Source organism: Petropleomorpha daqingensis, assembly GCF_013408985.1.
Lineage (GTDB): Bacteria > Actinomycetota > Actinomycetes > Mycobacteriales > Geodermatophilaceae > Petropleomorpha > Petropleomorpha daqingensis.
The window spans coordinates 5,125,156-5,151,974 of the sequence record NZ_JACBZT010000001.1; the positions used below are offsets into that span (position 1 = coordinate 5,125,156).

Genomic DNA, 26,819 nt, shown 5'->3' on the forward strand with positions numbered 1-26,819 from the left:
TACCGGCTCAGTACCAACCCGTGGACTTCGAGTGGCTCCAGGCGCCGCACGGCGAGCCGTAGCGGTTGTCGATGTAGATCAGCCCGGCGTCGATCTGGCGGTAGCCGTCGGAGGTCTTGGCGATCCCGGTGCTCGCCCAGGTCGAGTTGAGCAGCTGCGGGATGCCGTAGGCCGTGCTCGACGGGTTCTGCGCGTTGGGGTTCCACCCGCTCTCCTTGCCCCACAGGCTCTCGAGGCAGGAGAACTGGGACTGGTCGCCGCCCAGCTTCTTCAGCGCGTAGTCCTGGAAGGAACCCGAGGGCGCCGCGGCCGCGGCGGCCTGCTGCGCAGCCGCCTGCTGGGCAGCAGCCTGCGCGGCGGCGGCCTGGGCGGCCGCCTCGGCCTCGGCCTTCTGCCGGTCCAGCTCGGCCTGGACGGCGGCCTGCTGCTGCTGCTGGGCGGCGGCCTGCTGCTGGTCGCGGGTGCTCCGGCTTGCGGAGAGCTCCTCGAGCGGCCGGAGGTCGGAGGTGGCCGGCGCCGAGCGGGCGGTCAGACCCAGCTGGTGCGCGACGCTGACCGACTGCGGGGTACCGCTGTCGGCCTGCGCGGCCGGGTCGGCACCGACGAGGACGTTGACGGCGAGCGCGCCGGCGGCGGCCACGCCCAGGAAGAGCGCGGGACGACGGCTGGGCAGGGCCGGGCGGCGGCGGGCGTGGGAGCCACGGAGACGGCGGCCGGAGAAGGTCGTGCGGAGGTTCATGGAAGGAGGTGCTCCGAGAGGTCTGGGCGCGAGCGGGCACAGGCGTGCCGAGGGCACACGGCAGCGGCCGGCCGCGGGTTGGTGCGGGCAGCGGGGAACGGGCAGTCCGGGACGGCGCCGGAAGGAGTCGCGGACGCGCAGGAACGGCGGGTGGTCAGCCGGTCACGACGTCCGGGAAGCGGACTGCCGCGCAGCTAGATGCGGGGGTGCACCCAGCGGCGGGTGTGTGAGGCGCTGCGAGGTGGGGCAGAGGTAGCAGGGCACGCCGACAAGGCGGCACTCCGTTTCTTCCGTCGGCCGCCTACCGAGTTAGCTGACGGATTCGGGCGGGAAGAGTGCCCTACCCGCGCCGGACTGGTGTCCGGAGCAGGATTCACCCCAGTACTGCGGTGGGTCCCCGGCTCGCCCGGATGGGCGACTCGGCGGCGTCCGCGCGGACTCCCCGGTTGGGGACGTTGCGACCGAACGGACGGGGCCCAAGGTAACCGCCGTTATGCAGTCGTGACAAACCGAAGCCGACGATTTATCGGGTGATGTGCATCGCGGGCCATCCGCTCGACGGCGCCGGGGGAACTGTGCAACAGATTCCGACTCGATCCGGCCCGGAAACCTGTCACCTCAGGCGCCACACGGTCGAGCGGCGCAGCCCCGGCCCCTCGGTCTCCGGGACGTCGTGCGCCGCGACCGCCGTCAGCCGGTCGACCGGCAGGTACATCCGTCCGGGGTCGCCGACGAGCACGTCGGTCCCGGCGGCGCGGGCCCGGTCGAGGAAGGGCAGGACCCGCTCGGTCATCTCGCGGTCGTAGCAGATGTCGCCGGCCAGGACGACGTCGACGGACGGTGGCGGTCCGGCCAGCAGGTCGCCGACCACCCGGATCCCCTCGGCGCCGTTGAGCGCGGCGTTGAGCGGGATCGCCGTCGTCCCGAACTCGTCGATCTCGCTGGCCACCACCTCGGCCGCGCCGGCCATGGCCGCGGCGATGGCGACCAGCCCGCTGCCGGACCCGAGGTCGAGCACTCGCCGGCCGGCCACCGCGGCCGGGGTGTCGAGGACGTACCGGGCCAGCACCTGCCCGCCCGGCCAGGCGGCCGCCCAGAACGGCGGCGCATCCGCTTGCCGTCCCCGCTCCTCCTCCATCGCCTCCCACAGGGCCACGACGTCGTCCGCGACCAGCAGGGTCACCTCGGGCACCAGCGAGGGGTGCGCCGGCCGGGTGTGAGCGCGGACGAAGGAGGCCGGAACGGGGCTGGTCACCCCTCGAGTCTGCCTGCACGACGCCTGTGACGACGCTGTGTGCGCGAAACACCCCATCGCGTGACTCGACAGGACGTTGACTCGGCTGACACCGCGTCGATAATCTGCGGCGCTGTGTGGTCTGGACCACACCGTCCGGGCGCCTGCGGAAAACCGCCGTGCGACCGGGCGCGCACCCACCGGGTCCCGGCACCGTCGCCGGGGAAGGGAACACCGTGACCACGACCTCCGACGCGCCGCGCACCGCGGACGCGCCACAGAGCGGCGCTGCCAGCCGGCTCTGGAACCGGCAGCTGCCGCACTACCCGAACACGGGCCCCCGGTCGGTGTTCTTGGGCATCACCGTCCTGGCGACCATCGTCCTGTACTACGAGCTGTACATCGCCGGTGCGGTCGCCACCCAGATCATCGCCGAGTTCAACATGTCCTTCACCTTCTTCGTGATGGTGTCGGTCATCGGCAACCTGGTCGGCGCGTTCGCCTCGCTGTTCGCCGGTCTCGCCGACCGGTGGGGTCGCGCCAACCTGGTGGTCTACGGCCTGCTGCTCACCGGGCTGATCATCGCCTTCGGCCTGCCGAACGCCCCGAACAAGACCGTCTACACGGTCCTGTTCGCGATCCTGAGCTTCGTCGAAGGCATCGTCCTGGTCGCCACCCCGGCGCTCATCCGCGACTTCTCCCCGCAGGTGGGCCGCGGCGCGGCGATGGGCTTCTGGACGCTCGGTCCGGTGCTCGGCAGCCTCGTCGTCACCACGGTGTCCAGCAACACCCTCGACAGCCACCCCGACTGGCGCTTCCAGTTCTACGTCTGCGGCATCGCCGGCCTCGTCGTCTTCGTCGTCGCGTGCTTCGGCCTGCGGGAGCTCTCGCCGGCCCTGCGCGACCAGCTGATGGTGAGCATGCGCGACCGCGCGCTGATCGAGGCCCGGGCCAAGGGCCTCGACCCGGAGCGGGCGCTCAAGGGCCACTGGCGGCAGATGCTGCGCTTCGACATCATCGGCTCGGCGTTCGCGATCAGCGTCTTCCTGCTCCTGTACTACGCGCTCGTCGGGTTCATCGTCGTCTTCTTCGCGACCACCCACGGCTACTCCGAGCAGAAGGCCAACGGCCTGGCCAACTGGTACTGGGGTTTCAACGCGCTCGGCCTGGTCGTGTTCGGTCTGCTGTCGGACAAGCTGCGCGTGCGCAAGCCGTTCATGATCCTCGGGACGCTGATCAGCCTGGTCGGCGGCATCCTGTTCGCGACCGCGTCGACCGACACGAGCTACTACAGCTTCGCGCTGTACTTCGTGCTCAGCTCCGTCGGCGGCGGCATGGCCTACGTCGCGTGGATGGCCTCCTTCACCGAGACCGTCGAGAAGCACAACCCGGCGGCGACCGCGACCGGCCTGGCCATCTGGGGCTGGCTGCTGCGCCTGGTCGTCTGCGTCTCGCTGATCGTGCTGACCTTCGTGGTGCCGGCGACCTCGATCCTGGTCGACCAGGGTCCGAAGGTGGCGACCCTCGCGGAGCAGTACAAGTCCGAGCTGGCGACGCTGGCCAAGCTCGACCCGGCCACGCAGAAGGCCCTCGCCGCCAACCCGGACGACCCGGCGACCCAGGCCCAGGCGCTCAGCGACATCTCCGGCGTGCCGGTGGCCGACGTCGCGTCGATCGCCAAGATCTCCCCTGCGACGCAGGCTGCACTGGCCGCCAACCCGGCCGACCAGCAGGCGCAGGCGCAGGCGGTCAGCGAGGTCGCCGGCGTCCCGGTCACGGACGTGGTCAAGGCCGCGACGCTGAGCCAGCAGTACGCCGAGCAGCTCAAGACCGCAGCGGCGATCGACCAGGCCACCCTGCTGGCCCTGGCCGCCAACCCGGCCGACACCGCGGCCGCCACCAAGGCGGTCGGTGAGATCTCCCAGGCCCTGGGGGTCGACCCGGCCACCGCGCAGCAGCGGCTGCTGGCCCTGGCCGCCGTCCCGCAGGCGGACGTCACGTTCCTCCTGACGACCGGTCAGCAGGTCCAGGCCGCGGCGGACACGCTGACCACCAACGGGCCGAAGGTCGCCGCCGCCGGTGCCGAGCTGATCGCCGTCGGCAAGGTGCCGGCCGAGGACCTGCAGTTCCTCTCCGACAACGGGGCGAAGGTCCAGCAGGCGCAGAAGGACAACCCGGGCCAGTGGCAGACGTGGTGGTGGGTCTGCGTCGCCGGCCAGATCGTCTTCCTGCCGTTCGTGTTCGTCATGTCCGGCCGGTGGAGCCCGCGCAAGGCTCGTGAGGACGAGCGGGAGCACGAGGAGATGGTGCAGCGCGAGCTGGCCGCTCTGGGTGCAGGTGCCCGTGGGGAGGCCACCCCGAGCGAGGCGTAGCCCCGCGACCGTTGAACGTCAGAGGCCCGGAATCCGTCGGATTCCGGGCCTCTGACGTTCGATCGATCGGCGCAGAGCGGCTCACGCGCTCAGCGGCGGCGGGACAGGGGTTTGGAGTAGCCGCCCGGGAAGAGCCGCACGAGGATGTCGGGGATCTTCGCGCTCGCGCCGATGAGCAGCCGCGGACGACGCTTCTCGACCGCCGCGACGATCAGCGCGGCCGCCTTCTCCGGCGGGATGCGCAGCAGCTTGGCGAACTGCTCCTTGCCGCGGGCGATCTCCTCGGGGTCGACGCCGGAGCCCATCCGCGCCGACTCGGCGATCCGGGTGCGGATGCCGCCGGGGTGGACGACGGTGACCCCGACGCCGTCGGCGGCCAGTTCCGCGCGCAGCGCCTCGGAGAAGCCGCGGACGGCGAACTTGCTCGCTGCGTACGCCGCCTGCCCGGGCGGGGCGAGGATGCCGAAGATGCTCGACACGTTGACCAGGTGCGCGCCGGGGTGCGCCGTGAGCACCGGCAGCAGCGCGTGCGTCAGCCGGACGACGGCGCGGAAGTTGATCGCCAGGACCCAGTCGAACTCCTCGAGGGTCACCTGGTCGAACCGCCCGCCGAGCGCCACGCCGGCGTTGTTGACCAGCAGCGTGATCTCCGGGTGCTCGGCGGCGAGCGTCGCGCCGATCGCCTGCGCCGCCGCGTCGTCGGCGAGGTCGACGACGTAGGTCGCGACCTTCCGCCCGGAGCGGCGGACGGACTCGGCCACCGCTTCGAGCCGGACCGCGTCGCGGTCGACCAGGACCAGGTCGCTGCCCCGCGCGGCCAGGGCGTGCGCCAGCGCCTCGCCGATGCCGCTCGCCGCGCCGGTGACCGCGGCGGTCCCGCCGGCGAAGTCGTAGGCCTCCATCAGGCGGCGACCGGCAGCCGCTCCCCGGCCCGCTGGAACGTCATGCCCTCGTCGTCCAGCCGCCCGCGGCCCATGATCCGGCGGTCGAGGAAGTAGTTCTGGTACACCCGCCAGGGCGCCCGCGACGCCTGCTTCGGCAGCTGGGCGAGGCTGCGCTGGATGTAGCCGGAGGTCAGCGGGACGAACGGGTCGCTCGCGCCCTCGGGCGGAGCGACCGGGGTGGCCGACACGTAGCCCTCGGCCGCCATGTGGTTGAGCAGCCGGCAGACGTAGCGGTTGATCAGGTCGGCCTTGAGCGTCCAGGAGGCGTTGGTGTAGCCGAAGACCATGTCCATGTTCGGCACGCCGGAGAGCATCATCCCCTTGTAGGAGACCCGGCCGGCCAGGTCGACCTTCTCCCCGTCGACCGCGAGCGTCATGCCGCCGACGGGCTGCACCTGCAGGCCGGTGGCGGTGACGACGATGTCGGCCGGCAGCTCCTCCCCCGACTCGAGGCGGACGCCGGTCTCGGTGAAGCGGTCGATCCGCCCGGTGACGATGTCGGCCTTGTGCGAGCTCAGCGCCTTGAACAGGTCGCCGTCGGGCACCAGGCACAGGCGCTGGTCCCACGGGTCGTAGGGCGGGGCGAAGTGCGTGTCGACGTCGAAGCCCGGCGGCAGCGCGGCGACCTGTCCCTTGCGCAGCAGCGCCTTCATCGCCTGCGGCCGGCGCCGGCTGAACTGGTACATGAGCGTGCTGAGCACCAGGTTCTTGGCACGGACGGCGCGGTAGGTCGCCTTCGGCGAGAGCTTGCCCCGCAGCTTGTTGGCCAGCGGGTCCTCACCGGGCAGCGAGACGATGTAGCTCGGCGTCCGCTGCAGCATCGTGACGTGCTCGGCCTGGTCGGCCAGGCTGGGCACCAGGGTGACGGCGGTGGCGCCGCTGCCGATGACGACGACCCGCTTGCCGGCGTAGTCGAGGTCCTCGGGCCAGTGCTGCGGGTGGATCAGCTGCCCGCGGAAGGACTCCTCGCCCTCGAAGTGCGGCCGGAAACCTTCGTCGTAGCGGTAGTAGCCGGCGCAGACCGACAGCCACGAGCAGGTGAGCACCACGGTCTCACCGGTGTCGGTGCGCTCGGCGGTGACCGTCCAGCGCGCGTCCTCGCTGGACCACTCCGCCGCCACGACACGGTGGTGGTAGCGGATCGAGTCGGCCACCCGGTACTCGCGGGCGGTCTCCTCGATGTAGTTCTTGATCGACCAGCCGTCGGCGATCGACTTCTTGCCCGTCCAGGGGCGGAAGCGGTAACTCAGGGTGAACATGTCCGAGTCCGAGCGGACCCCGGGATAGCGGAACAGGTCCCAGGTGCCGCCGATCGCGTCGCGGGCCTCGAGGATGGTGAAGGATCTTCCCGGCGACTCGGTGCGCAGCCGGCAGGCCGCGCCGATGCCGGACAGGCCGGCTCCCACGATCAGGACGTCCACATGCTCCGGCTGCGCTGCCACCGAGGAACCGTATCGACAGTCCGTCGAACGGGTCAACAGCATGTTGAGGCACAGGTCACACCGCCGGTAAGGTGTGCAGATGGTCGCCTTTCCCAGTACGCGCCGGGGCGCACGCAGCCGTCGTCCCCCGCGGCCGTCCGGCGACGACCGCGAACTGGCGATCCTGACCACCTGCGAGAAGCTGCTGGCCGAGCGGCCCCTGTCGGCGATCTCGGTCGACGACCTCGCCCGTGGCGCGGGGATCTCCCGCCCGACCTTCTACTTCTACTTCCGGTCCAAGGACGCCGTCCTGCTCTCGCTGCTGGACCGGGTGATCGCCGAGGCCGACCGCGCCTCCGCCGAGGCCTTCGCCGCGCGGGTCGGCGACCGGCGGCAGGACTGGCGCAACGGCATCCGTGCCTACTTCGAGACCTTCCGCACCCACCGCGGCGTCACCCTCGCCGCCGCCGAGGCCCGGATCACCAACGAGGAGGTCCGCGAGCTCTGGGCGGGCGGCTTCGAGCAGTGGGTCGACCACTGCGCCGAGGTGATCGCGACCGAGCGGGCCCGCGGCTTCGCTCCCCCCGGGCCTCCGGCGCGTGATCTGGCGATCGCGCTGAACTCCATGAACGAGCGGGCGCTGCACGGCACCTTCGCCGGCGACGGCCCGGCGATCGCCGAGGAGGACGCGGTCGACGTCCTGCTCGACGTCTGGCTGACCGCGATCTACCACACCCCGAACCCGCCGGGCAGCCGCCCGGCCGACTGAGCAGCCAGAGCCCCAAGACCCCTTCCGCGACGGGCCGAACAGGTGTCGACTCGCGATCATGGCTGTGCTGCCGACGGCGGGGATCCGGCGTCGCGCGGCCTCCGCACCGCGTCCGGTGCACCCGGCGGACCGCCCGCAACGGCACCCGGGTGACCTGCTGCGCGTGGCCCTGGGCCTGGTGGTCCTGGGCATCGGGTTCCTGATCGCCCAGCAGGGGCAGCTGTCCCCGCTCGAGCGGGACCTGTTCCGGCTGGTCAACGACCTGCCCGGCTTCTTCTTCCCGGTCGTCTGGGCGGTCATGCAGCTGGGCAACGTGGTCGCGGTGCCGACGCTGGCGGCCGTCGCGGCGCTCACCCGGCGCTTCCGGCTGGCCCGTGACCTGCTGCTCTCCGGGCTGCTCGCCTACTACGCCGCCGACCTGGTGAAGAGCGTCGTGGGCAGGGAGCGCCCGTCCGGGCTGCCGGTCGGCGCGGTGCTGCACGAGGGCGTGATCGGCGGGGCCGGGTTCATCAGCGGTCACGCCGCCGTCGCCGCCGCGATGGCCACCGCCGCGGCGCCCTACCTCACCCGGCGCTGGCGGCGCGTGGTGTGGGCGCTGGCCTGGACCGTCGGCCTGGCCCGCATCTACGTGGGCGCCCACCTCCCGCTCGACGTCGTCGGCGGGCTCGCCGCGGGCTGGGCCATCGGCTCGGCCGTGCACTGGGTGCTGGGCGTGCCGAGATGGCGGCCGAGGCCGGAGCGGGTCGCCGCGCAACTGGCCCGCTACGGCCTGCCCGTGCAGGACCTGCGACCGGTCGCGGCGCACGCGCGCAGCTCGCACCCCTTCACCGCCGTCGACGGATCCGGCCGCCGGGTGTTCGTCAAGGTGCTCGACCCGCACCGGTACGAACGCGACTGGTTCTACCGGCTGGCCCGGCTCCTGGCGGTGCGCGACGTCAAGGACGCCGACGCCCTCGCCCCTCTGGGCCGCCAGGCCGAGCACGAGGCCGTGGCGGCGTTCACCGCGCGCGCCCGCGGGGTCCGCGTGCCGGAGGTGCTGCTGGCGCGCGGCAACGACCGGGGTGCGGTGGTCGCCCAGCAGTACCTGCCCGGGCGCCCGCTCGACGAGTTGCCACCCGAGGAGCTCACCCCGCCGCTGCTCGACCGCGTCTGGGAGCAGGTGGCGCTGCTGCACCGGGCCCGGATCGCGCACCGGGACCTGGTCGCCTCGAGCATCGTGGTCGACGACCGCGGCCGGCCGTGGCTGGTCGACTTCGGCAACGCCGAGACCGGCGCGGACGACAGGACGCTCGCCGGCGACGTGGCCGAGCTGATGGCGTCGCTGTCGCTGCGCACCGACGTCCGGGCCGTGGTCGCCGCCGCGATCGGCCGGCTCGGTCCCGAGGCGGTGGGCGCCGCGCTGCCGGAGCTCGCGCCGCTGGCCCTGTCGAGCGCCACCCGCGCCGCCCTGCGCAGCACCCCGGCCGGGATCACGCCGCTGCGGGTCGAGGTGCGCCGCCGGCTGGAGCTGCCCGACCCCTCCCGGCTGCAGTTCGGGCCGGCCGGTCCGCTGGCCTGGGTCACGATCGGTGCCGCGGCGGTCGTCGTCCTGGGCGGGCTCGCCTGGCTGACCGGGCTGACCGGGCTCGCCGACACCGTCGAGTTGAACGGCTGGCGCTGGCTCGGCGGCGCGGTCGCCCTGGCCGTCCTCGCCCGCGGGGCCCTGGCCGCGGCAGCGGTGATGGCCGTCGACCGGCGGCTCGCCCTGGGCCGGGTCTTCGCCGCCACGATCGCCGTCGACGGCGCCCTGCTGCGCCGCGGGCCGGTCGACCGGCGCCGGGTGGCGGCCCGGTTCCTGGAGCGCAGCGGCGTGCTACCGGCCGCGGCCGAGCGGGCCGTCGACCGCTACGACGTCGGCACCGTCCTCGCGGGGGTCGTCGCGGCGGCGGGCGCGATCGTCCTCGCCCTGCTCGACGGGGTGCTCGTGGACTGGCGGCCACCCGAGCAGCAGCTGGGCACGGTGCTGATCGGCGCTGCCGGTTTCGTCCTCGTGGCCCTGGGCCAGGTGCTCGCCGCCCGGCACGGCGGCCCGGCCGCGCCGAGCCCGCTGCACCGGCGGCTGCTGGGCCTGCCGGACCGGGGGTGGCGCGACGACGGCCCGGCGGACCTGCGCAGCTGGGCGGCGCAGCTCGCCTGGACGGCGCTCGGCATCCTGCTCGAGGCCTCGGCGCTGGCCGCGGCCCTGCACGGGCTGCGCGGGGACATCCCGGTGCTGACGACGGCCGCGCTGTACACCGTGCTGCGCCTGCTCTGGGCGGGGCTGCCGGTGCTGGGTGCACCCGGGCTCGCCGAGGCCGCACTGCTGCTCGCGCTCACCGCGGCGGGGGCGCCGTCGGCCGCCGCCGGCGGGGCGGTGCTCGCCGTCCGGGTGCTGACCTTCTGGCTACCGGCCGTCCTCGGCTGGGCGCTGTCCGGCCGGCTCGAGCACCGTCTGCTCCTCTGACGCGAGGCGATGCCGGACGCCGGGTGCCGCCAGCTCGTCGAGCCCCGCCTGCAACGCCTCGACGAGCGCCGGGAGGTCGGGCACCTGCTCGGGGTCCGCCGCCGCCGTGACCGACAGCGTGCCCGCGTAGGACAGGCACGCGAACGACACGGTCACGTTCCCGGAGTCCCCGACCGCGATCGGCACCATCCCGGTCACCAGCAGTCCGCCGAGGTGCATCGACCCGGGCGGGCCGGGCACGTTGCTCACCAGCGTGTGCAGGCGCCGCTGCGAGCGCAGCCACCGCCGGTAGAGCCCGGTCCCGGCGGCGAGCCGCACCACCAGGACCGCGAGAGCAGCCGACCTCGCGGACCCGTCGCGCTCGCGGCGGACGACGCCGGCGATCCGGCGCATCCGCTCCCCGGCCGGTCCGCCCGATGGCACCGGGACGAGCAGCGGCGAGGTGACGTTGCCCAGGTGCGCCAGGTCGGCGGAACGGCGTCCCGTGACGACGATCCCCATCTGGAACTCCGGCACCGATTCGCCGCGCGCGGCCAGCAGGTCGCGCAGCGCCGTCGACACCGCGACCAGGACGGCGTCGTTGACGGTCCCGCCGAGTTCGGCGGCCGCGGCGTGCAGCGCGGTGAGGTCGGTCCTGGCCACCCCGAACCGGCGGCCGTTCCCCGTCGGGGCGAGCAGCGAGCAGGTGGCCGCGCGCGGCGGGTGCAGCCCACCGCCGGCCCGGAAGGATCCCCGCAGCGCCCGCAGGGCTCCCGGCGCCCGGCGCAGCGCCGACCACCTCGTGCGGGCGGCATCGGCGACCAGCGCCCGGTACGACGGTCGCGGCCGGGGTGGCGGCGCGGCGGCGTCGCCGGGCGGGCCCGGGTCGGCCAGCCGGGCTAGCACGGCCAGACCGCCGATGCCGTCGGAGACCACGTGGTCGATCACGACCACGACCGCGAGACCGCCGTCGGCCAGGCCCTCCACTACGGCCGCCGACCACCGGGGGCGCGCCCGGTCCAGCCGGGCGCAGACGAGCCCCACGGCGAGGTCCAGCAGCGCCGGCTCGTCCCCCGGGGTCGGGCAGGTGAGCCGACGGACGTGCGCCTCGGCGTCGAAGGCGGGGTCGTCCACCCAGACCGGCCGGCCCGCCGGCGGTGGCACCCGGACCAGCCGCTGGCGCAACCGGGGCACCGTGCCGAGCCGGCCGGCGACGAGCCGGCGCAGCGCCTCGGCATCCGCCCCCGGTTCGAGCCGCAGCACCACGCCGAACTGCTGGGGCACAGCGCTGTGCGTGGACACCGCGCCCATCGCCAGATCGGCGGAGCTGGCTCGCTCGACGGTCACGATCCCACCCTGCGCGCGACGGACGGGACCGACACGGGCCGAAGGTCGGCGCGATGCGGGCCGTCCGGACGGCGTCGGCGCCCGGGAGTCCGCGACAGGCTGAGGTCGACCCTCGATGCCGAGGAGGCCCCGATGCCCACCGCCGACCCGCCCGTCCCCGCCGGTGATCTCCGATCGCTCGCGATCCGCCGGCTGCACCGCAAGCGCGACTACTTCGCCCACCTGACCAGCTACCTGATCGTCAACGGCGTGCTCGTCGTCGTCTGGCTGGTCATCGGGCTCACCACCGGCGCCTGGTTCCCCTGGCCGCTGTTCCCGATCGCGGGCTGGGGCATCGGCCTGGCCTTCGACACCTGGGCCACGTTCGGCCCGCCGAGCCGGCCTATCGACGAGGCAGCGGTCGACCGCGAGATGGAGCGGCTGCAGAGCCGCTGAGCGAGGCGGTCGCCGCTCCGTGACCGCTCACCGCCGCCGGCGGCGGGCGCGCAGCAGCTCGTCCACGCCCCAGACCAGGACCGGGAACGGCAGCAGCACCAGCAGCACCCAACCCGGCAGCGCGGCGGTACCGAACACGTCCTGGGCGAGCGGCCAGTAGACGAGGACGCCGGTGAACAGCAGCTCACCGGCGATGCCCCAGAGCAGCAGCGGGTTGGTCGCCAGGCCGACCGCGCGCAGCGACGCCCACTCGGTCCGGGCGGCGAAGGCCGTGCCGATCTGGCAGGCCACGATCGCGGCGAACGTCGCGGTGGTGGCCTGCCGGTACACGTCGTGCAGCGCGGTGCCGGGGCCGACGGCGTCTCCCGGGCGCCACCCGGCGTGCAGCAGCACGGCGGCGAACACCCCCAGCACCAGGACCGCCGACAGCAGGCCGAGCACGCCCCAGGCGCGCCACAGCATCCGGCCGGTGATCACGCCTTCCGACCGGGGCCGCGGCGGCCGGTGCATCAGCCCCGGCTCGGCCGGCTCGCGGCCGAGGGCCAGCGCCGGCAACGTCTCGGTGCCCAGGTCGATGGCGAGGATCTGCAGCACGGTGAGCGGCAGCGGGATCGCACCGCCGGAGAGGGCGAAGACCAGGAACGGCACGACCTCGGGCACGGCGTGGGCGAAGATGTAGAGGACGAACTTCCGCACGTTGTCGAAGACCCGCCGGCCCTCTTCGACGCCCGCGGTGAGCGTGGCGAAGTTGTCGTCGGTCAGGACGACGGTCGCCGCCTCGCGCGCGACGTCGGTGCCGCTGGCGCCCATGGCCACCCCGATGTCGGCGCGGCGCAGCGCCGGCGCGTCGTTGACCCCGTCGCCGGTCATCGCCACGACCTCGCCCGACCGGTGCAGGGCGTCCGCGATCCGCAGCTTCGTCTCCGGGGTCGCCCGTGCGAAGACCAGCTCGTCGTCGGCGGTGAGCAGCTCGCGCAGCTCCCCCTCGGACATCGCGTCGACCAGCTCGCCGTCGACGACCCGGTCGGCGCGGATGCCGACGCGGCGGGCGATCTCGGCGGCCGTGCTGCCGTGGTCCCCGGTCACGACGTGGATCCGGATGCCGGCGGTGTGGCAGCCCGCCACGGCGCCGGCGACGCCGTCCCGCGGCGGGTCCTCCAGCCCGACGAGGCCGACCAGGCACAGGTCGCGGTCGGTGGTGTCCCGGTCCGGCGGGACCGCGGCCGGGTCGACCGGGCCGAGGTCACGCCGGGCGACGGCCAGGACGCGCAGCCCCACCCCGGCCAGCCGCTCGACGTCCCGCTCGACGGCGTCCCGCGCCGCCGCGTCGAGGGCCGTCGCCGTCCCGTCGGCCCCCAGGAGGGCGGCGCACCGCGGCAGCACCTGCTCGGGCGCACCCTTCACCGAGACGACGACACGACCGGCGACCCGGTCCACGGTCGTCATCCGGCGGAACCTCGCCTCGAAGCGGTGCAGGACCCAGCGATCGGAGTCGCGCACGGCGGGAGCCAGCTCCACCCCGGACCCACGGGCCCACGCGAGCAGCGCCAGCTCCGTCGGGTCGCCGTCCCCGTCGGCCAGGTCCGCCGTGCTGCAGCGGACCAGCACCTGCGCGAGCGTCGCGGCCACGGGCGACCCCGGCGCGACCTCGACGCGCAGCGCCACCGCGGCGACCGTCATCCGGTTGGCGGTCAGCGTGCCGGTCTTGTCGGTGCAGATCGTGGTCGTGGAGCCGAGGGTCTCGACGGCGGACAGCCGCTTGACCACCGCGCCCCGCGAGGCCATCTGCCGCACCCCGGCGGCCAGCGCCAGCGTGATCGTCGGCAGCAGCCCCTCGGGGACGTTGGCGACCAGCAGCCCGATGGCGAACACCGCCGCCGTGGTGAGCGTCAGGCCGGCCAGCAGCCCGATCGGCAGGAACGCGAGGCCCGCGCCGACCGCGACGGCCGCGATCAGCCACGCCACCCGCCGGACCTGCCGCTCCAGCGGGCTGGGCTCGGCGTCCACCCGCTGCGAGAGGGCCGCGATCCGGCCCAGCTCCGTGTGCGCACCGGTGGCGAAGGCCAGGCCGGTGGCCGTGCCCGCCGTCACGGCCGATCCGCTGAACACCAGCACCGGTGAGTCGAGCAGGCGACCGGCGTCGTCGACGGCGTCGGCGCTGCGCGCCACCGGGTAGGACTCCCCTGTCAGCGCGGCGGTGTCCACCTCCAGGGCACCGCCGACCAGCCGGACGTCCGCCGGGACCCGCTGCCCCTCCTCGAGGGCGATCAGATCGCCGCGGACGAGCTCCCGGGCCGCGACCCGCACCCGCGCCCCGCCGCGCACCGCCCAGACCTCGTCGGGCAGGTAGCCCTGCAGCGCCTCCACCGCCCGTTCGGCCTGCGTCTCCTGCCAGAACGCGAAGCCGGCGTTGAGCACGATCACGACGACGATCGCCACGGCCAGCTCGGTGGACCCCGAGACGGCGGCCAGCGCCGCCGCCACCCAGAGCAGCAGCGCCAGCGGGTGCACGACCTGGGTCAGCACGGAGCGCCACCAGGGGCGCCGCGCCGCCCGCGCCAGCTCGTTCGGGCCCAGCACCACCAGCCGGCGCGCCGCCTCGGTGGCGCTCAGCCCCTGCGCGGTGGAGCGGAGGTCCCGCAGCAGCCGGGTGACCGGCTCGCGGGGGTCGCCGACGTCGTCCGGACCGGCGACGGGAGCGGGCGCGGTCCGATGGGTGAGAGTCATCCCGCCCAGTCCACGGTCGGCCGCCGGCAGCTGATACGTCCGTCGGTCGCCATCGGGGGGCCGAAGGTCCTCCGCACGCGCCGGCCAGGAGCTGGGAGGCTGGATGCCCCGAGCCGAGGAGATACCCATGAGCCTGTCCCAGCTGCTCGACACCGCTCGCGACTCCATGACGGTGCGGCGCGTCTTCGGCGAGCCCTACGAGCGCGACGGGGCGACGGTGATCCCCGCCGCCCGTGTGCGCGGCGCGGGCGGCGGGGGCGGTGGCAAGGACGAGCGCGGCCAGGAGGGTGACGGCGGCGGATTCGTGCTCACCGCCCGCCCGGTGGGCGCCTACGTCGTCAAGGACGGCGCGGTGACCTGGCAGCCGGCCGTCGACGTCGAGCGGGTGGTCACCGTAGCGGTGCTCGGCTGGGCGGTCGTGGCGTGGCTGGTCACCCGGGCGGTCCGCCGCCGCTGACCCCTTTCAGGTCTGCGCCGTCGCCGGCGCGAGCTCCTCCTCCGCCGGTGCGGCCCGTCGCGGCGGCGGCACCACGAGCACCGGGCAGGGCGCGTGGACGACGCAGCGCAGCGCGACCGAACCGAGCAGCAGCCCGCGGATCGCCCCGTGGCCGCGGCTGCCGACGACGAGCAGCTCAGCGCCCTCCGCCGCCGTGACCAGCAGGTCCGACGGCGGGCCCTCGGCGACGTCGATGGTCAGGAGCGGCGGTCGGCTGTGGACGTCGGCGGCCTCCTGCTGCGCGTCGGCCACGGCGGACGCGACGGCGTCCTGCAACCGGGTCCGCACGGAGTTCTTCTCCGGCCCGGTGAGGGCGTACATGTCCGACCACATGTTGCCCACCTCCCAGGCAGCGACCACCCGCACCGTCGTCCCTCGTGCGACCGCCTCGCCGATCGCGACGCGCAGCGCGCCGAACGACTCGGCCGACCCGTCGACACCGACGACGACGCCCGAGGCCCGCTGGTCCGGTGCGGCGTGCACGACCTCGACCGGGCAGCGGGCGTGCGTCACGCAGTGCAGCGCGACGGAGCCGAGCACGGCGCTGCGGACGGCACCGCGTCCCCGGCTGCCGACGACGAGCGCCGCCGCGCCCTCGGCCGCCTCGACCAGCGCCCCGGCCGGTGAGCCCGGCACGGCGCGGACCCGCACCTCCACCGCACCGGCCACCCCCTCGGAGACGACCTCGTCGACGAGGGCACGCGCGCGGATCTGCGTGTCGGCCAGCGCCTCGTCCTGCCGCTGGACGTCGGGCGCGGGACGGCTCCAGACGTGCTGCACCGGCAGGACCGAGACGACGTCGAGCACGGCGCCGCTCCGGGCGGCCCGGAGCCAGGCCTGCTCCAGGGCTGCGCGCGAGCCGGCCGACCCGTCGAGGCCGACCACGACGCGGGCACGGTTCTCCGCGGAGCTGCGCGGCGGGACGATCTGCTGGGACATGACGACCCCTCCTCAGGTGACCAGGACGGCGGCGCCGCCGAAGCGGCCGTGCGCGAGATCGGCCAGCGCGCGCGGCGCGTCGGCCATCGGATAGGCGGTGGTGGTGGCGCGGACCCCCAGCCGCTCGGCGAGGCGGAGGAACTCCTCGCCGTCGCGCCGGGTGTTGGCGGTGACGCTGCGCAGCCGCCGCTCCTCGAACAGCTCCGCGGCGTAGTCGAGCGCGGGGATCGTCGAGAGCCAGATGCCGGCCACGGCGAGCGTGCCGCCCCGGTCGAGCGCGCGCAGGGCCACCGGCACGAGCTCCCCGGCCGGCGCGAACAGCACGGCGCCGTCCAGCGGCTCGGGCGGTGGGTCGGTCGCTGCGCCCACGGAGTCGGCGCCGAGTTCCTTCGCCAGCGCCTGGTTGTGCTCACCCCGGGTGAGGACGTGCACCCGCAGACCCTGCGCGAGGGCCACCTGCGCGGTCAGGTGGGCGCTGCCGCCGAAGCCGTAGATGCCGAGGCGCCCGCCCGGCGGGACGGCGGCGGCCCGCAGGGCGCGGTAGCCGATGATCCCGGCGCAGAGGAGCGGGGCCGCCGCCTCGTCCGCCAGGGACTCCGGCAAGCGGTAGGCGAACGCCTCGTCGACCAGGCAGGCGTCGGCGTAGCCACCGTCGACGTCCCAGCCGGTGAACAGCGGCGCGGCGCACAGGTTCTCGTCGCCGCGGCGGCAGTAGCGGCAGCTGCCGTCGGTGTGCCCGAGCCAGGCGACGCCGATCCGCTCCCCCACCGCGAACCGCGACGCGGCCGGGCCGAGCGCGTCCACGACGCCGACCACCTCGTGCCCCGGCGTGACCCGCGGCCGGCGCGGTGGCAGGTCACCCTCCGCCAGGTGCAGATCGGTGCGGCAGACCCCGCAGCACAGGACCCGGACCCGCACCTGGCCCGGACCGGGTGAGGGCAGCTCGCGCTCGACCCGCCGCAGCGGACCGGCGTCGATCGGCGCCGGCGTCTCGACCACCCAGGCCCGCACGGCGACCTCAGCCCGCGGCCGGTGCGACGGCGGCGCGAGAGGGATGGACGACGAGCACGGGGCACGGTGCGTGCATCACGGCGTGCAGGGCGACCGAACCGAGCACCACGCCCGCCAGCTGGTTGCGGCTGCGGCTGCCCAGCACGAGCAGCGAGGCGCCCTGCGCCCGGTCCATGAGCACCGGCACCGGGTGCCCCTCGACCGCGACGACGTGGACGGCGGGCGCCTCGGCCCCGAGGACCTCGCGCACGATCGCCGCACCCCGCCGCTGCGCGTGCTCGGCGGACTCCCCCGCCGGCGGGGCCACGACGGCGTAGAGGTCGCTCCAGTGGTTGGGCGGCTCGTGGGCCACCACGGCCTCGACGTCCGCCCCGAGGACGGCCGCCTCCGCGACCGCCGCGGTCAGGGCGGCGCGGGCGTGGTCGGAGCCGTCGAGCCCGACCACCACGCGGCCCGGGCCGGACGCGGCGACGGCCGCCGGGTGCACCACCACGACCGGGCACCGGGCGTGGGCGGCGCAGTGCAGCGCCACCGAGCCGGCCGTGGAACTCCGGACGGCACCACGGCCCCGGCTGCCGACGACGAGCAGGCCGGCGCCCTCGGCGCGCTGGACCAGGTGCGCCGCCGGGGCCCCCGCGCAGACGACCACGTCCACCGCCAGGTCCGCTGCCCCCGCGACCTGCGACCGCAGGTCGTCGACCAGCGCGCGGGCGCGGGCCTCGGTGTCCGCACGCAGCGCATCGACCTGGTCGCGGTCGACGAGGTAGGCGTCGGTCCAGTAGAAGTCGACCGGGAAGGCGGCGAGCACCTCGAGGTCCGCGTCGCGCCGCACCGCCTCGGCGAGCGCCCACGACAGCGCCAGCCGGCCCCCCGCCGAACCGTCGACCCCGACGACCACCCGTTGCTTCGTCGTCCCCACGGCGACTCCTCTCCCCTCGCAGGACCTAGGTCCGCGTGCCGGCCGCCTGCGGCTCGGCGGGCGCGGGCGGGCCACCGGAGGTGGGCACCTCGACGTAGAGAGGCTGCGCCGCGCGGCGCACGGCGAGCGCGACGAGCAGACCACCGATCACCAGGAGGACGACGCCGACGCCCAGGATCGTGCCGGCGATCCACGGCAGACCCGGCAGCGTGGCGCCGGCCCGCACGTCGGCGCTCACCCCGGCGGTCCCGTCGGCGCGCATCACGACGACGGTCCAGTTCCCCGCGGTCGGCCGCCAGGTCAGCACCTGCGTGCCCGGGCCGCTGGACGAGTCGGTCCAGATCCCCGCTTCCGTCGGCGGCGTGGCCGGGGCACCGCCGGCGTGCTCGACCGTCGTCCACCTGTCGGCCGGGGTGCCGTCCCACCGCAGGTTCAGGTCCTCGAGGGAGCCCACGGCCACCCCGTCCAGGTACCGGTCGGCCGCGGCGGTGGGCGCGATGCCCACGAACAGCGGCCCGCTGCCGCCGACGGGGCTGACCTCGATGCGCGCGCGGCCGAGGACGTTGTCCACGGCCCAGTCGAACCCGGCGCCCTCGAGCCGGAAGCCCTCGGTGGTCACGGCGTAGCCGTCCGACCGGACCAGCGCCGCGGGGGTGGAGAGGTACCCGGCCTCGCGCTGGGTGCGGTCGGCCCAGAGCAGCGTCCCCCCGCCGATCAGGGTGCCGGCGGCGGCGAACAGCAGCAGCGAACCGATCACGAGGGCGATGACCCGGCCCGCGGTCCAGCCGGGCCGGCTCGCCCCCGTCGGCAGGGGCTGCGATGGGATCGGCGTGGCCGGGACCGCGCCGGGTTCCGGACCACCCATGTCCAGCCGGAACGGCGGATAGGCATCGGTCATCAGGCCGACGTAGGCGGCCACGCGCAGCGCCCAGCGGTCCATGCCCAGGACGAAGTCGTAGAGCGCCCGCGGGTACCGGCCGGAGAACAGCAGGACGACGGCCGCGATGAACACCAGCAGCCCGACCAGGCCGCCCCAGCCCCAGCCGCTGCTCCACCCGTCGTTGCTCGCCCGGGTCGTCAGCCAGGCCCCGCCGCCGATGAAGACCACCAGCACCACGTAGTGCGGGATGGCCAGCAACCACTTCACCAGCACGAGCCCGCGGGAGAGCCGCTCGGGGTAGGGCACCTCGTAGTGGGCCGGGTAGTCGGGGACGTCGGCGAGGCTGAACGGCGGGTAGCGGTCCGTGCCGTTGGCGCCGTAGCCGTAGTAGTGCACGCGCCACGACCAGCGCAGCACGCCCACGTTGAACTCGAACAGCGACCGGGGGTAGCGCCCGGTGAACAGGATCGCGAAGAACGCGAGCACGCTCACCACGACGAACCCGAGCCACAGGAACGCCAGCACGATCCAGTGCGGGACCAGCAGCAGCCACTTGACCAGCCACAGCGCCCGTGACACCTGCGGATCCACCGCGGCGTCGACGCGGACGGGGTAGGTCGGCCGGCTCTCGGTCATCTCGACCTCCTCCTCGGCGGCTCGGACGGGCGAGTGCCCGGTGCCTCCGCTGCGTCGAGGCTCCCGAGAGCCGGCGCCGGGCGGACACGGACCTAGGTCCTGCGCCGAGGGACCGCTGGCCCCGCGCGCGCGGGTGGCCCTCGGAGCGAGGGTGCGAGGAGCACCGATCGAGGAGCGCCGATGTCCCGGTTCGTCCCCACCGCGTCCACGCCGACGGGCGTGGCCGCGGCGCTCGAGCGGAGCGCACGGCTCGCCGTCCTGGCGCCCTCGGTGCACAACACGCAGCCGTGGCTGTTCGGGCTGCGCGACGACCGGCTCGTCGTCCGGGCCGACCGCTCGCGCCAGCTCACGGCCCTGGACCCGACCGGCCGGGAGCTCGTGCAGAGCGTCGGCGCGGCGTTGTTCACGATCCGCGTGGGACTGGCCGCCGAGGGCTGGGACGCCGACGTCGAGCGGCTCCCGGACCCGGCCGACCCCGACCTGCTGGCGGTGGTGCGGTGCGCGGCTGCCACGCCCGATCCCGCGCTCGCCGCCCTCGCCCCGGCGGTCCCCCTGCGCCGCACCAACCGGCGGGCCTTCCTCCCTGGCGAGGTGCCTGAGGAGGTGCTGCGCGGCCTCGCCGCCGGGGCCGCGGCGGAGGGTGCCCTGCTCGTCCCGGTGCTGCGCGAGACGCACCGGCGGCTGCTCGCCCGGCTGACGCAGCAGGCCGACCGCCTGCAGGCGGCCGAACCGGGCTACCGGGCCGAGCTGCGGCATTGGACGAACCGCCGGCCCGAGGACCGGGACGGCGTGCCCGCGGCCGCCGTCCCGAAGGTCGACGGCCGGCAGCACGACGACCTGCCGTTGCGGGATTTCGACACGAGCGGCGCCGGGGGGCTCCCCGCCGAGACCGCCTCGGGCGTCGACGGGACGCTCGTCGTCCTGGCCACCCCGACCGACGACTCCCGCGCGTGGCTGGAGTGCGGCGAGGCCATGCAGCGGGTCCTGCTCGAGCTCACCGCGCTCGGCTGGGCGGCCAGCCCGTTCACGCAGCTGATCGAGGTGCCGCTGACCCGCACGCAACTGCGCTCGGCGCTGGCCTGGGACGCCCACCCGCAGCTGATCCTGCGGATCGGGCACGCGGCCCCGACCCCGGAGACCCCGCGCCGCCTGGTCAGCGAGGTCGTCGTCCGCTCGGCGTGAGCGCGCGCCCCTCGGCCCGGCGCGCGAGGCCCCGGAGCATCCGCTGCTCCATCACGAAGGCGACCGGCTCCACCAGGCGCCACAGGACGGTCTGCGACGGCGGGTGGTCCAGCCGCTGGCGCACCAGGAGCCGGGTCCGCCGCCCGCCGCCCACGGACCGCAGCTGCCACTGCCACGTGATGCGCGGTCCGGCCGGCTCCCCGCCCAGGAGCACCAGAGTGGTCGGCGGGTCGATCCGCTCGACCTCGTAGGCGGGCGCGCCCTCGGTGGCGGCCAGCCGGATGCGCTCGCCCACCGCCGGCTCCTGCAGGTCCGGCCGGATCGTGTCGGCGCTGTGCAGGTCGAACCCGAACAGGTTCTCCAGGGCGTCGAAGCTGTAGAGCCCGCCGCGTCCCTGGCCGATCTGGACCAGCCACGGCCAGACCGCCTCGACCGGTGCGTCGACGGTGATCGCCCGGGTGTAGCCGAGCCGCGGGGCCGGCACCAGCTCGTCGCCCGGCAGCGCGGCCCCGACCTCGTGCGGCAGCGCGCCCCAGCGGTTGTACCGGCGCCGCAGCAGCGGCGCCGTGAGCAGCGCGGCCAGCACCTGCGCCGCGCCGACGGCGATCTCGGTCCAGCCGCGCCGGGTCGTCGGGAGGGCCATAGCAGAACCGTGGGCGTCGCGACAGAGTCCTGGTGAGTTGCGAAGGTCTCGCCTCGCCGGGACCTCCTCCCTTTCCGCCTGCCCGTCCACGCCGACAGGCTGGCTCGGTGGCGAGTCGCGGAGAACCCGGGCGCACCCTGCGCCGCCGGTTCACCCTCGGCTCGGGTCCGCTGAAGCGGGCGTCGGACCGGGCGGAGTTCGCCTCGCGCGTCGTCCTCGCCCTGGCCCTGCTGCTCGCCGTGCCGCTCGGCCTGCTGGCCGGGGCGATGGCCTCCACCGCGGTGACCGCGGTGGAGCAGCAGCAGGCCGCGACCCGCACGATGGAGACCGCCACCCTGCTGGCCGACGCCGGCAACGGCGGCTCGGACGCCGTCACCGTGCCGACCTCGGCCCGGTGGACGGCACCGGACGGCGGCGCCCGCACCGGGGACGTCGAGGCCCGACCCGGTGCCCGCGCGGGTTCCACCGTCGACATCTGGGTCGACGCGGACGGCCGGCGCACCGAGCGGCCGCTCACCGACGGCGAGGTGGTCGGCCAGGCCGTGGTCATCGGCGTGCTCGTCGGCCTGGGCGTGGTCATCGCCGGGATGACCAGCCACCTCGTCGTCGTCTGGCTGCTGGAGCGGGGACGCGTCCGCGGCTGGGAGAAGGGCTGGGCGTCGGTCGAGCCCCTGTGGGTCAGCCGGTTCCGCTGAACCTCCTCCCGAGCAGGGGCGGAAGTCCCGGGAGAGCCCGCCCGGAGACCCCTTGGTCCCGGACCCCCGAGGTCCCTAGCGTCGTTCCCGTGCGCGGGATCGCGCACCGAGGACGAGGGGGGCGCGCCGTGCGGGTACGCGACGTCATGACACGCGAGGTGGTCACGGTCGGGCCGGCCACCTCCGCCAAGTACGCGGCGGAGGTCATGGCCGAGCGGGGGTTCGCCGCGCTGCCTGTGGTGGACGACGACCGGGTCGTCGGCATCGTGGCCGAGGCCGACGTGCTGCGCGACCGGCTGCCGCGCGACCCGCGCCTGCACGCCCGCCGGGACGAGCAGCCGGTCGCGTCGGCGCCGTCCCTGCTGGTGCAGGGGGTGATGACCAGCCCCGTGCGCACCGTCGACGCCGGCGCCGACGTCGCGGACGTGGCCCGCCTGTTCGTCGACGACCGGCTGCGCAGCGTGCCGGTGCTCGAGCACGGGCGGCTGGTCGGCATCATCAGCCGCCGCGACGTCCTGCGGACCCTGGTGCGACCGGACCCCGAGATCCGCGCCGAGCTCCTGCGGCGGGTCGAGGAGTACACCGGCGACCTCGACTCCTGGACCGTCGACGTCGCGGACGGCATGGTCACGATCCGGCGCACCCGCGGAGCACCGCAGGTGTCGCGCGACGTCGAGGAACGGGCGCTGCGGGCGCTCGCGGCGAGCGTCGCCGGCGTGGTGGACGTCCGGGTCCCGGTCCTCCCCGTCCCGGCCGGTCCGCGATGACGGCGAACCCCCCGCGCCTCCTGGTCGTGGTCGCCAGCAAGCACGGGTCCACCGCGGAGATCGCCGCCGCCCTCGCGCGGGCGGCCGCCGACTGCCCGGCCGGGCGCACCGCCGGGCTGTCGGCCATCGCCGTGCCGGCCCACCAGCGGCCGACGCCGACCTCGTTCGACGGCGTCGTGCTGGGCAGCGCGGTCTACGCCGGCAGATGGCTGGAGGAGGCGCGCCAGTACGCCACTCTCTACGCCGACACCCTGCGCCACCGACCCGTGTGGCTGTTCTCCAGCGGGCCGATCGGCGAGCCGCCCTTCCCGCCCGACGAGCCGCACGACGCCGCGCCCATGGCGGCGCTCACCGGCGCCCGGGAGCACCGGGTCTTCCCCGGACGGCTGGACAAGGACCGCCTGACGTTCGGCGAGCGCGCCATGGTCACCGCCATGCGCGCCCCGCTCGGGGACTTCCGCGACTGGGACCGGATCGCCGCCTGGGGCCGCGACATCGCCGCGGCGGTCACCGCGGAGGTGCCGGCCGGGCAGGTCTGAGCGCGGCTCAGCCGCTCCGGGGATCGGCGGGCAGCGGCCGGTGCGCCCCGGTGCGGACCACGGTGACCGGGCAGGGCGCGTGGTGCACGCACTGGTCGCTGACCGACCCCAGCAGCAGGCCGGAGAAGCCGCCCCTGCCGCGGGCCCCCACGACCAGCAGGTCGGCTCCCTTCGCCGTCTCGATCAGCCCCTTGGCCGGCGGCCGGTGCAGCACGTGGCTGTGCACCCGGACGGCGGGATCGAGGCCGGCAGCGGTCACGCAGCCGTCCAGCTCGGCCTGCACGGCCTGCTCGAAGTCGGTGAGCGGCGGCACGTAACCGGGTTGCCAGGACGCCGGCCGGGGCGCGGTGGTCATCCCCCACGCCCGCACGACGTGCAGGTCCAGGCCGGCCCGCGCCGCCAGGCCGGCCGCCCAGCGCAGCGCCTGCTGCGCGCACTCCGAGCCGTCGTGCCCGACCAGCACGCCACCGGCGATCTCCACGGCCTCGCGGACCTCGGTTCCCACGGCTCCTCCTCGTCCTCGGGGATCCTCCGCCGCGCCGGGAGCCACCGGCAGGGGCCGACGCGGCGCAGGTCAGGACCTCCGTCCCTGCCACAACTACCGGGGGCGACCTGAGAGTTCCGGGAGCAGGCCCGGCGACGCATCGAACCCACGGTGCCCCCGGCACCGCGACCCGGGGGTGTGGACAGGTGCCGACGACCGACCCCGACCGGCGCCACGAGGCGCTCGTCCGCGAGGACTGCCTGCGGCTGCTCGCCACGACCGCGATCGGCCGGCTGGCCTACACCCAGGCCGCGCTGCCCGTCGTCCGTCCCGTCTCCTTCTCCCTGGACGGCGACGAGGTGCTGATCCCGGCCACCCCCGGGAGCCCGCTGCTCGGCGCGGTCCGCGGTTCGGTGGTGGCGTTCGAGGCCGACGCGTACGACGCGATCGCGCGCACCGGCTGGACGGTGACCGTGATCGGCCCGTCCCGGGTGCTCGGTGGGCTGCCCCGGCCGGACCTCTGCCTCATCGCCGTCCACCAGGGGCTCGTCCGGGGCTGGCGGACGTGCGCGCCGCCGCTCGGGTGATCCACGGGCTCCCTTGCACGGGATGATCACCAGTGGCACGGTCGCCGTGGGAGGGACCAGGACGATGCCCGGTCGGGATGGGCGAACCGACATCGGCGGCCGCGAGGACTCGCCGCTGTCGGGCATGCGCCTGACCGAGCTGATCGACGAGGTGCAGGACCGGCTGGCCTCGGTCGCCCGCGCCCAGGCCCGCGTGCAGAACCTGCTCGACGCCTTCCTCAGCGTCTCCACGGGACTGGACCTGCCGAGCACGCTGCGCCGGATCGTGGAGAGCGCCTGCGAGCTCGTCGACGCGCAGTACGGCGCCCTCGGCGTGCTGCGCCACGGCGGTGACGGCCTGGCCGCCTTCATCCACGTCGGGGTCGACGACGAGCTGGCCGCCCGGATGGGGCACCTGCCCGAGGGCAAGGGCGTGCTCGGGCAGCTGATCTCCGAGCCCTACCCGCTGCGGATCCGCGACCTCGGCACGCACCCCTCGTCGGTGGGATTCCCCCCGAACCACCCGCCGATGAGGACCTTCCTGGGCGTTCCGGTGCTCGTCCGCGGCGAGGTGTTCGGCAACCTCTACATGACCGAGAAGCGCCACGGCGAGTTCACCGCGGAGGACGAGGCGGTGCTCACCGCCCTGGCCGGCGCGGCCGGCATCGCGATCGACAACGCGCACCTGTACGAGGAGAGCGAGGGACGCCGCCGCTGGCTGGCGGCCATCGCCGACGTCCGCGCCGTCCTGCTGGACGCGCCGTCGGCCGGGGCCGCCCTGGTCCTCATCGCCGACCGCCTCACCGAGCTGACCGAGGCCGACGTCACCTGGCTGCTCCGGGGACCCGAGCCCGGCACCGGGACGTACACGATCGCGGCCCAGAGCCGCCGCGGCGCGCGCGACCTGACCGGCGAGCGCAGGTCCGCGGCCACCAGCCCCGTGCTGGCCGCGGTCGAGGCCGCCGGCAAGGTGATCACCCTGGACCTGTCCACCCTCGAGTTCGACGACCGCGACCCGGCGGGCGGGTGGGGTCCCTGCATCGCGATCCCGCTGCGCGGCACGCACGCCGAGGGCGCCGTCGTCATCGCCTGCCGCCGGGCCGGCGCCGCCCCGTTCGACGAGTCGGTGCTGCCGCTGGTCACCGCCTTCGCCGACCAGGCCACCGCCTCGCTGGACATGGCGGCCCGGCAGCTGCTGAGCCACCAGCTCGACGTCTACGCCGACCGCGACCGGATCGCCCGCGACCTCCACGACCACGTGATCCAGCGGGTCTTCGCCTCGGGTCTCGCCCTGCAGGCGGTGCTCCCCCGCGTGCAGGACGCGCAGGTGCGCGAGCGCATCTCCTTCGTCGTCGCGCAGCTCGACGAGACGGTGCGCGACATCCGGACGACGATCTTCGACCTGCACTCGACCGACGACGCGGACGCCGGCGACAGCCTGCGCCGCCGGCTGCTCGACATCGTCACCGCGACCGCCGGCGACCTGCAGCCCTCGGTGCGCATGTCCGGCGCCGTCGACAGCCTGGTCACCGGGGCGCTGGCCGCCGACGTCGAGGCCGTCGTCCGGGAAGGGGTCAGCAACGCCGCCCGGCACTCCGGGGGTGACCACGTCACGGTGACCCTCGACGTCGCCGACGGCGTCGTCCTGGAGGTCGTCGACGACGGCCGCGGCCTCGATCCCGACGCCGCCCGGAGCGGCCTGCGCAACCTCCAGCAGCGGGCGGAGAAGCGGGGCGGCGCGATCTCGGTCGAGCCGCTGCCCGAGGGCGGCACCCGGCTGCGCTGGTCGTCGCCGCTGGCGTGACCGGGCTGCGCGCTCAGCGACCGCCCGCGCCGCCGCGGAGCTCGGTGGCCAGGACGGCGGCCTGCGTGCGGCGCTCCAGACCGAGCTTGGCCAGCAGGTGGGAGACGTAGTTCTTCACGGTCTTCTCCGCGAGGAACATCCGCTCGCCGATCTGCCGGTTGGTCAGCCCCTCGCCGATCAGCTCCAGGACGGTGCGCTCCTGGTCGCTGAGCTTGGCCAGGGGCCCGGCGGGCTCGGCGGCGCGGCGCATCCGCTCCAGCACGGCGGTGGTGGCCGTGGGATCGAGCAGCGAGCCGCCGGCCGCGACGGTCCGGACCGCGCTGACGAGGTCCTGGCCGAGGATCTGCTTGAGCAGGTAGCCCGAGGCGCCGGCCATGATCGCCTCGAACAGCGCCTCGTCGTCGCTGTAGCTGGTCAGCATGATGACCCGCAGGTCCGGCATCTTCGAGCGCAGCTCGCGGCAGACGGAGACGCCGTCGCCGTCCGGCAGCCGCACGTCGAGGACGGCGACGTCCGGACGCAGCGCCGGCACCCGTGCCAGCGCCTCGGCGGCGTTCTTCGCCTCCCCCACCACCGTGAGGCCCGGGTCGCTCTCCAGCACGTCGGCGACGCCGCGCCGGACGATCTCGTGGTCGTCGAGCAGGAAGACCTTGATCGGCGCCTGTCCGTCGTCGCTCACCCGTGCACTCCCGTCACCGTTCCCGCCGTCCCCCGCAGGCTAGGACGACCGACCCCGGCGGGGTGCAGGGCCCAACGTCCCGACGAGGGGGACGTCCGGGCACGCCTCGTCCCCTCCTCCGACCCTCACG

At 75.1% G+C, this 26,819-nt stretch carries 24 protein-coding genes and 1 riboswitch; of the genes, 11 read left to right on the forward strand and 13 right to left on the reverse strand.

Annotation, left to right across the window (positions count from 1 at the left end; translation table 11 throughout):
- Nucleotides 1–7: 7 nt before the first annotated feature.
- Nucleotides 8–739, reverse strand: coding sequence for an aggregation-promoting factor C-terminal-like domain-containing protein (locus GGQ55_RS25225; protein WP_179721566.1), 732 nt, complete (start codon nucleotides 737–739; stop codon nucleotides 8–10).
- Between the two features lie 283 nt (nucleotides 740–1,022).
- A riboswitch (cyclic di-AMP (ydaO/yuaA leader) is annotated at nucleotides 1,023–1,174 on the reverse strand.
- Nucleotides 1,175–1,352: 178 nt separating this feature from the next.
- On the reverse strand, nucleotides 1,353–1,994 hold the full coding sequence (locus GGQ55_RS25230; RefSeq protein WP_366490221.1) for a class I SAM-dependent methyltransferase: 642 nt from the start codon (nucleotides 1,992–1,994) through the stop codon (nucleotides 1,353–1,355).
- A 215-nt stretch (nucleotides 1,995–2,209) separates the two neighbouring features.
- Between GGQ55_RS25230 and GGQ55_RS25235 the strand changes: the two genes are divergently transcribed.
- Nucleotides 2,210–4,345 (forward strand): MFS transporter, encoded by a 2,136-nt coding sequence (locus tag GGQ55_RS25235; protein ID WP_179721570.1) that lies wholly within the window; start codon nucleotides 2,210–2,212, stop codon nucleotides 4,343–4,345.
- Between the two features lie 89 nt (nucleotides 4,346–4,434).
- Here GGQ55_RS25235 and GGQ55_RS25240 read toward each other — a convergent pair whose 3' ends face one another.
- Nucleotides 4,435–5,247 carry an SDR family NAD(P)-dependent oxidoreductase gene (locus tag GGQ55_RS25240; protein WP_179721572.1) on the reverse strand — a complete coding sequence of 271 codons (813 nt, stop codon included), beginning with the start codon at nucleotides 5,245–5,247 and terminating at the stop codon, nucleotides 4,435–4,437.
- A complete protein-coding gene (locus tag GGQ55_RS25245) occupies nucleotides 5,247–6,731 on the reverse strand; it encodes a flavin-containing monooxygenase (protein WP_366490224.1) in 1,485 nt (494 codons plus the stop codon). The genes GGQ55_RS25240 and GGQ55_RS25245 overlap by 1 nt, the downstream gene beginning before the upstream one ends.
- 79 nt (nucleotides 6,732–6,810) lie before the next feature.
- On the opposite strand from GGQ55_RS25245, the gene GGQ55_RS25250 reads away from it, so the two are divergent.
- Both GGQ55_RS25250 and GGQ55_RS25255 read left to right on the forward strand, forming a co-directional pair.
- Nucleotides 6,811–7,479, forward strand: coding sequence for a TetR/AcrR family transcriptional regulator (locus GGQ55_RS25250; RefSeq protein ID WP_179721576.1), 669 nt, complete (start codon nucleotides 6,811–6,813; stop codon nucleotides 7,477–7,479).
- Nucleotides 7,480–7,537: 58 nt separating this feature from the next.
- Nucleotides 7,538–9,961 carry a phosphatase PAP2 family protein gene (locus tag GGQ55_RS25255; protein WP_179721578.1) on the forward strand — a complete coding sequence of 808 codons (2,424 nt, stop codon included), beginning with the start codon at nucleotides 7,538–7,540 and terminating at the stop codon, nucleotides 9,959–9,961.
- On the opposite strand, the gene GGQ55_RS25260 is transcribed toward GGQ55_RS25255, so the two are convergent.
- Nucleotides 9,902–11,287, reverse strand: coding sequence for a wax ester/triacylglycerol synthase domain-containing protein (locus GGQ55_RS25260; protein ID WP_179721580.1), 1,386 nt, complete (start codon nucleotides 11,285–11,287; stop codon nucleotides 9,902–9,904). The genes GGQ55_RS25255 and GGQ55_RS25260 overlap by 60 nt on opposite strands.
- Before the next feature lie 132 nt (nucleotides 11,288–11,419).
- Between GGQ55_RS25260 and GGQ55_RS25265 the strand changes: the two genes are divergently transcribed.
- Entirely contained in the window at nucleotides 11,420–11,722 is a 303-nt protein-coding gene (locus GGQ55_RS25265; protein ID WP_179721582.1) for a 2TM domain-containing protein, read from the forward strand.
- 27 nt (nucleotides 11,723–11,749) lie between these two features.
- On the opposite strand, the gene GGQ55_RS25270 is transcribed toward GGQ55_RS25265, so the two are convergent.
- A complete protein-coding gene (locus GGQ55_RS25270) occupies nucleotides 11,750–14,449 on the reverse strand; it encodes a cation-translocating P-type ATPase (RefSeq protein ID WP_179721584.1) in 2,700 nt (899 codons plus the stop codon).
- A gap of 127 nt (nucleotides 14,450–14,576) precedes the next feature.
- On the opposite strand from GGQ55_RS25270, the gene GGQ55_RS25275 reads away from it, so the two are divergent.
- A complete protein-coding gene (locus tag GGQ55_RS25275) occupies nucleotides 14,577–14,906 on the forward strand; it encodes a sporulation protein (RefSeq protein ID WP_179721586.1) in 330 nt (109 codons plus the stop codon).
- Nucleotides 14,907–14,912: 6 nt separating this feature from the next.
- Here the strand turns inward: GGQ55_RS25275 and GGQ55_RS25280 are convergent, their stop codons facing one another.
- From GGQ55_RS25280 to GGQ55_RS25295, 4 genes are read right to left on the reverse strand one after another with little or no spacing between them, the layout of a single operon-like run.
- Nucleotides 14,913–15,884, reverse strand: a complete 972-nt coding sequence (locus tag GGQ55_RS25280; protein ID WP_179721588.1) for a universal stress protein — start codon at nucleotides 15,882–15,884, stop codon at nucleotides 14,913–14,915.
- 12 nt (nucleotides 15,885–15,896) lie between these two features.
- Nucleotides 15,897–16,895, reverse strand: a complete 999-nt coding sequence (locus GGQ55_RS25285; protein WP_179721590.1) for a zinc-dependent alcohol dehydrogenase family protein — start codon at nucleotides 16,893–16,895, stop codon at nucleotides 15,897–15,899.
- 7 nt (nucleotides 16,896–16,902) lie between these two features.
- The gene (locus tag GGQ55_RS25290; protein WP_179721592.1) at nucleotides 16,903–17,814 is read right to left on the reverse strand and encodes a universal stress protein; all 912 of its coding nucleotides are present in this window, start codon (nucleotides 17,812–17,814) and stop codon (nucleotides 16,903–16,905) included.
- Nucleotides 17,815–17,839: 25 nt separating this feature from the next.
- Nucleotides 17,840–19,330, reverse strand: coding sequence for a DUF4389 domain-containing protein (locus tag GGQ55_RS25295; protein ID WP_179721594.1), 1,491 nt, complete (start codon nucleotides 19,328–19,330; stop codon nucleotides 17,840–17,842).
- 180 nt (nucleotides 19,331–19,510) lie between these two features.
- Between GGQ55_RS25295 and GGQ55_RS25300 the strand changes: the two genes are divergently transcribed.
- Nucleotides 19,511–20,512, forward strand: a complete 1,002-nt coding sequence (locus tag GGQ55_RS25300; RefSeq protein WP_179721596.1) for an Acg family FMN-binding oxidoreductase — start codon at nucleotides 19,511–19,513, stop codon at nucleotides 20,510–20,512.
- Here the strand turns inward: GGQ55_RS25300 and GGQ55_RS25305 are convergent.
- The gene (locus GGQ55_RS25305) at nucleotides 20,484–21,155 is read right to left on the reverse strand and encodes a hypothetical protein (protein ID WP_179721598.1); all 672 of its coding nucleotides are present in this window, start codon (nucleotides 21,153–21,155) and stop codon (nucleotides 20,484–20,486) included. The two genes, GGQ55_RS25300 and GGQ55_RS25305, sit on opposite strands and share 29 nt — an antisense overlap.
- A 107-nt stretch (nucleotides 21,156–21,262) precedes the next feature.
- On the opposite strand from GGQ55_RS25305, the gene GGQ55_RS25310 reads away from it, so the two are divergent.
- The 3 genes from GGQ55_RS25310 to GGQ55_RS25320 all read left to right on the forward strand — a co-directional run bounded on the left by GGQ55_RS25310 (nucleotide 21,263) and on the right by GGQ55_RS25320 (nucleotide 23,156).
- Nucleotides 21,263–21,850 carry an Rv1733c family protein gene (locus GGQ55_RS25310; protein ID WP_179721600.1) on the forward strand — a complete coding sequence of 196 codons (588 nt, stop codon included), beginning with the start codon at nucleotides 21,263–21,265 and terminating at the stop codon, nucleotides 21,848–21,850.
- 146 nt (nucleotides 21,851–21,996) lie between these two features.
- Nucleotides 21,997–22,617, forward strand: a complete 621-nt coding sequence (locus GGQ55_RS25315) for a CBS domain-containing protein (protein ID WP_179721602.1) — start codon at nucleotides 21,997–21,999, stop codon at nucleotides 22,615–22,617.
- The gene (locus GGQ55_RS25320; RefSeq protein ID WP_179721604.1) at nucleotides 22,614–23,156 is read left to right on the forward strand and encodes a flavodoxin domain-containing protein; all 543 of its coding nucleotides are present in this window, start codon (nucleotides 22,614–22,616) and stop codon (nucleotides 23,154–23,156) included. Before GGQ55_RS25315 ends, GGQ55_RS25320 begins: the two co-directional genes overlap by 4 nt.
- Before the next feature lie 7 nt (nucleotides 23,157–23,163).
- On the opposite strand, the gene GGQ55_RS25325 is transcribed toward GGQ55_RS25320, so the two are convergent.
- A complete protein-coding gene (locus tag GGQ55_RS25325; RefSeq protein WP_366490230.1) occupies nucleotides 23,164–23,661 on the reverse strand; it encodes a universal stress protein in 498 nt (165 codons plus the stop codon).
- Nucleotides 23,662–23,846: 185 nt separating this feature from the next.
- Here GGQ55_RS25325 and GGQ55_RS25330 point away from each other — a divergent pair, with 185 nt between their 5' ends.
- Nucleotides 23,847–24,227, forward strand: coding sequence for a pyridoxamine 5'-phosphate oxidase family protein (locus GGQ55_RS25330; RefSeq protein ID WP_179721606.1), 381 nt, complete (start codon nucleotides 23,847–23,849; stop codon nucleotides 24,225–24,227).
- A 64-nt stretch (nucleotides 24,228–24,291) separates the two neighbouring features.
- Nucleotides 24,292–26,010 carry a sensor histidine kinase gene (locus GGQ55_RS25335; protein ID WP_179721608.1) on the forward strand — a complete coding sequence of 573 codons (1,719 nt, stop codon included), beginning with the start codon at nucleotides 24,292–24,294 and terminating at the stop codon, nucleotides 26,008–26,010.
- Between the two features lie 13 nt (nucleotides 26,011–26,023).
- Here GGQ55_RS25335 and GGQ55_RS25340 read toward each other — a convergent pair whose 3' ends face one another.
- Nucleotides 26,024–26,689: a response regulator gene (locus tag GGQ55_RS25340; RefSeq protein WP_366490233.1), complete on the reverse strand. Its 666-nt coding sequence runs from the start codon at nucleotides 26,687–26,689 to the stop codon at nucleotides 26,024–26,026.
- Nucleotides 26,690–26,819 lie beyond the last annotated feature (130 nt).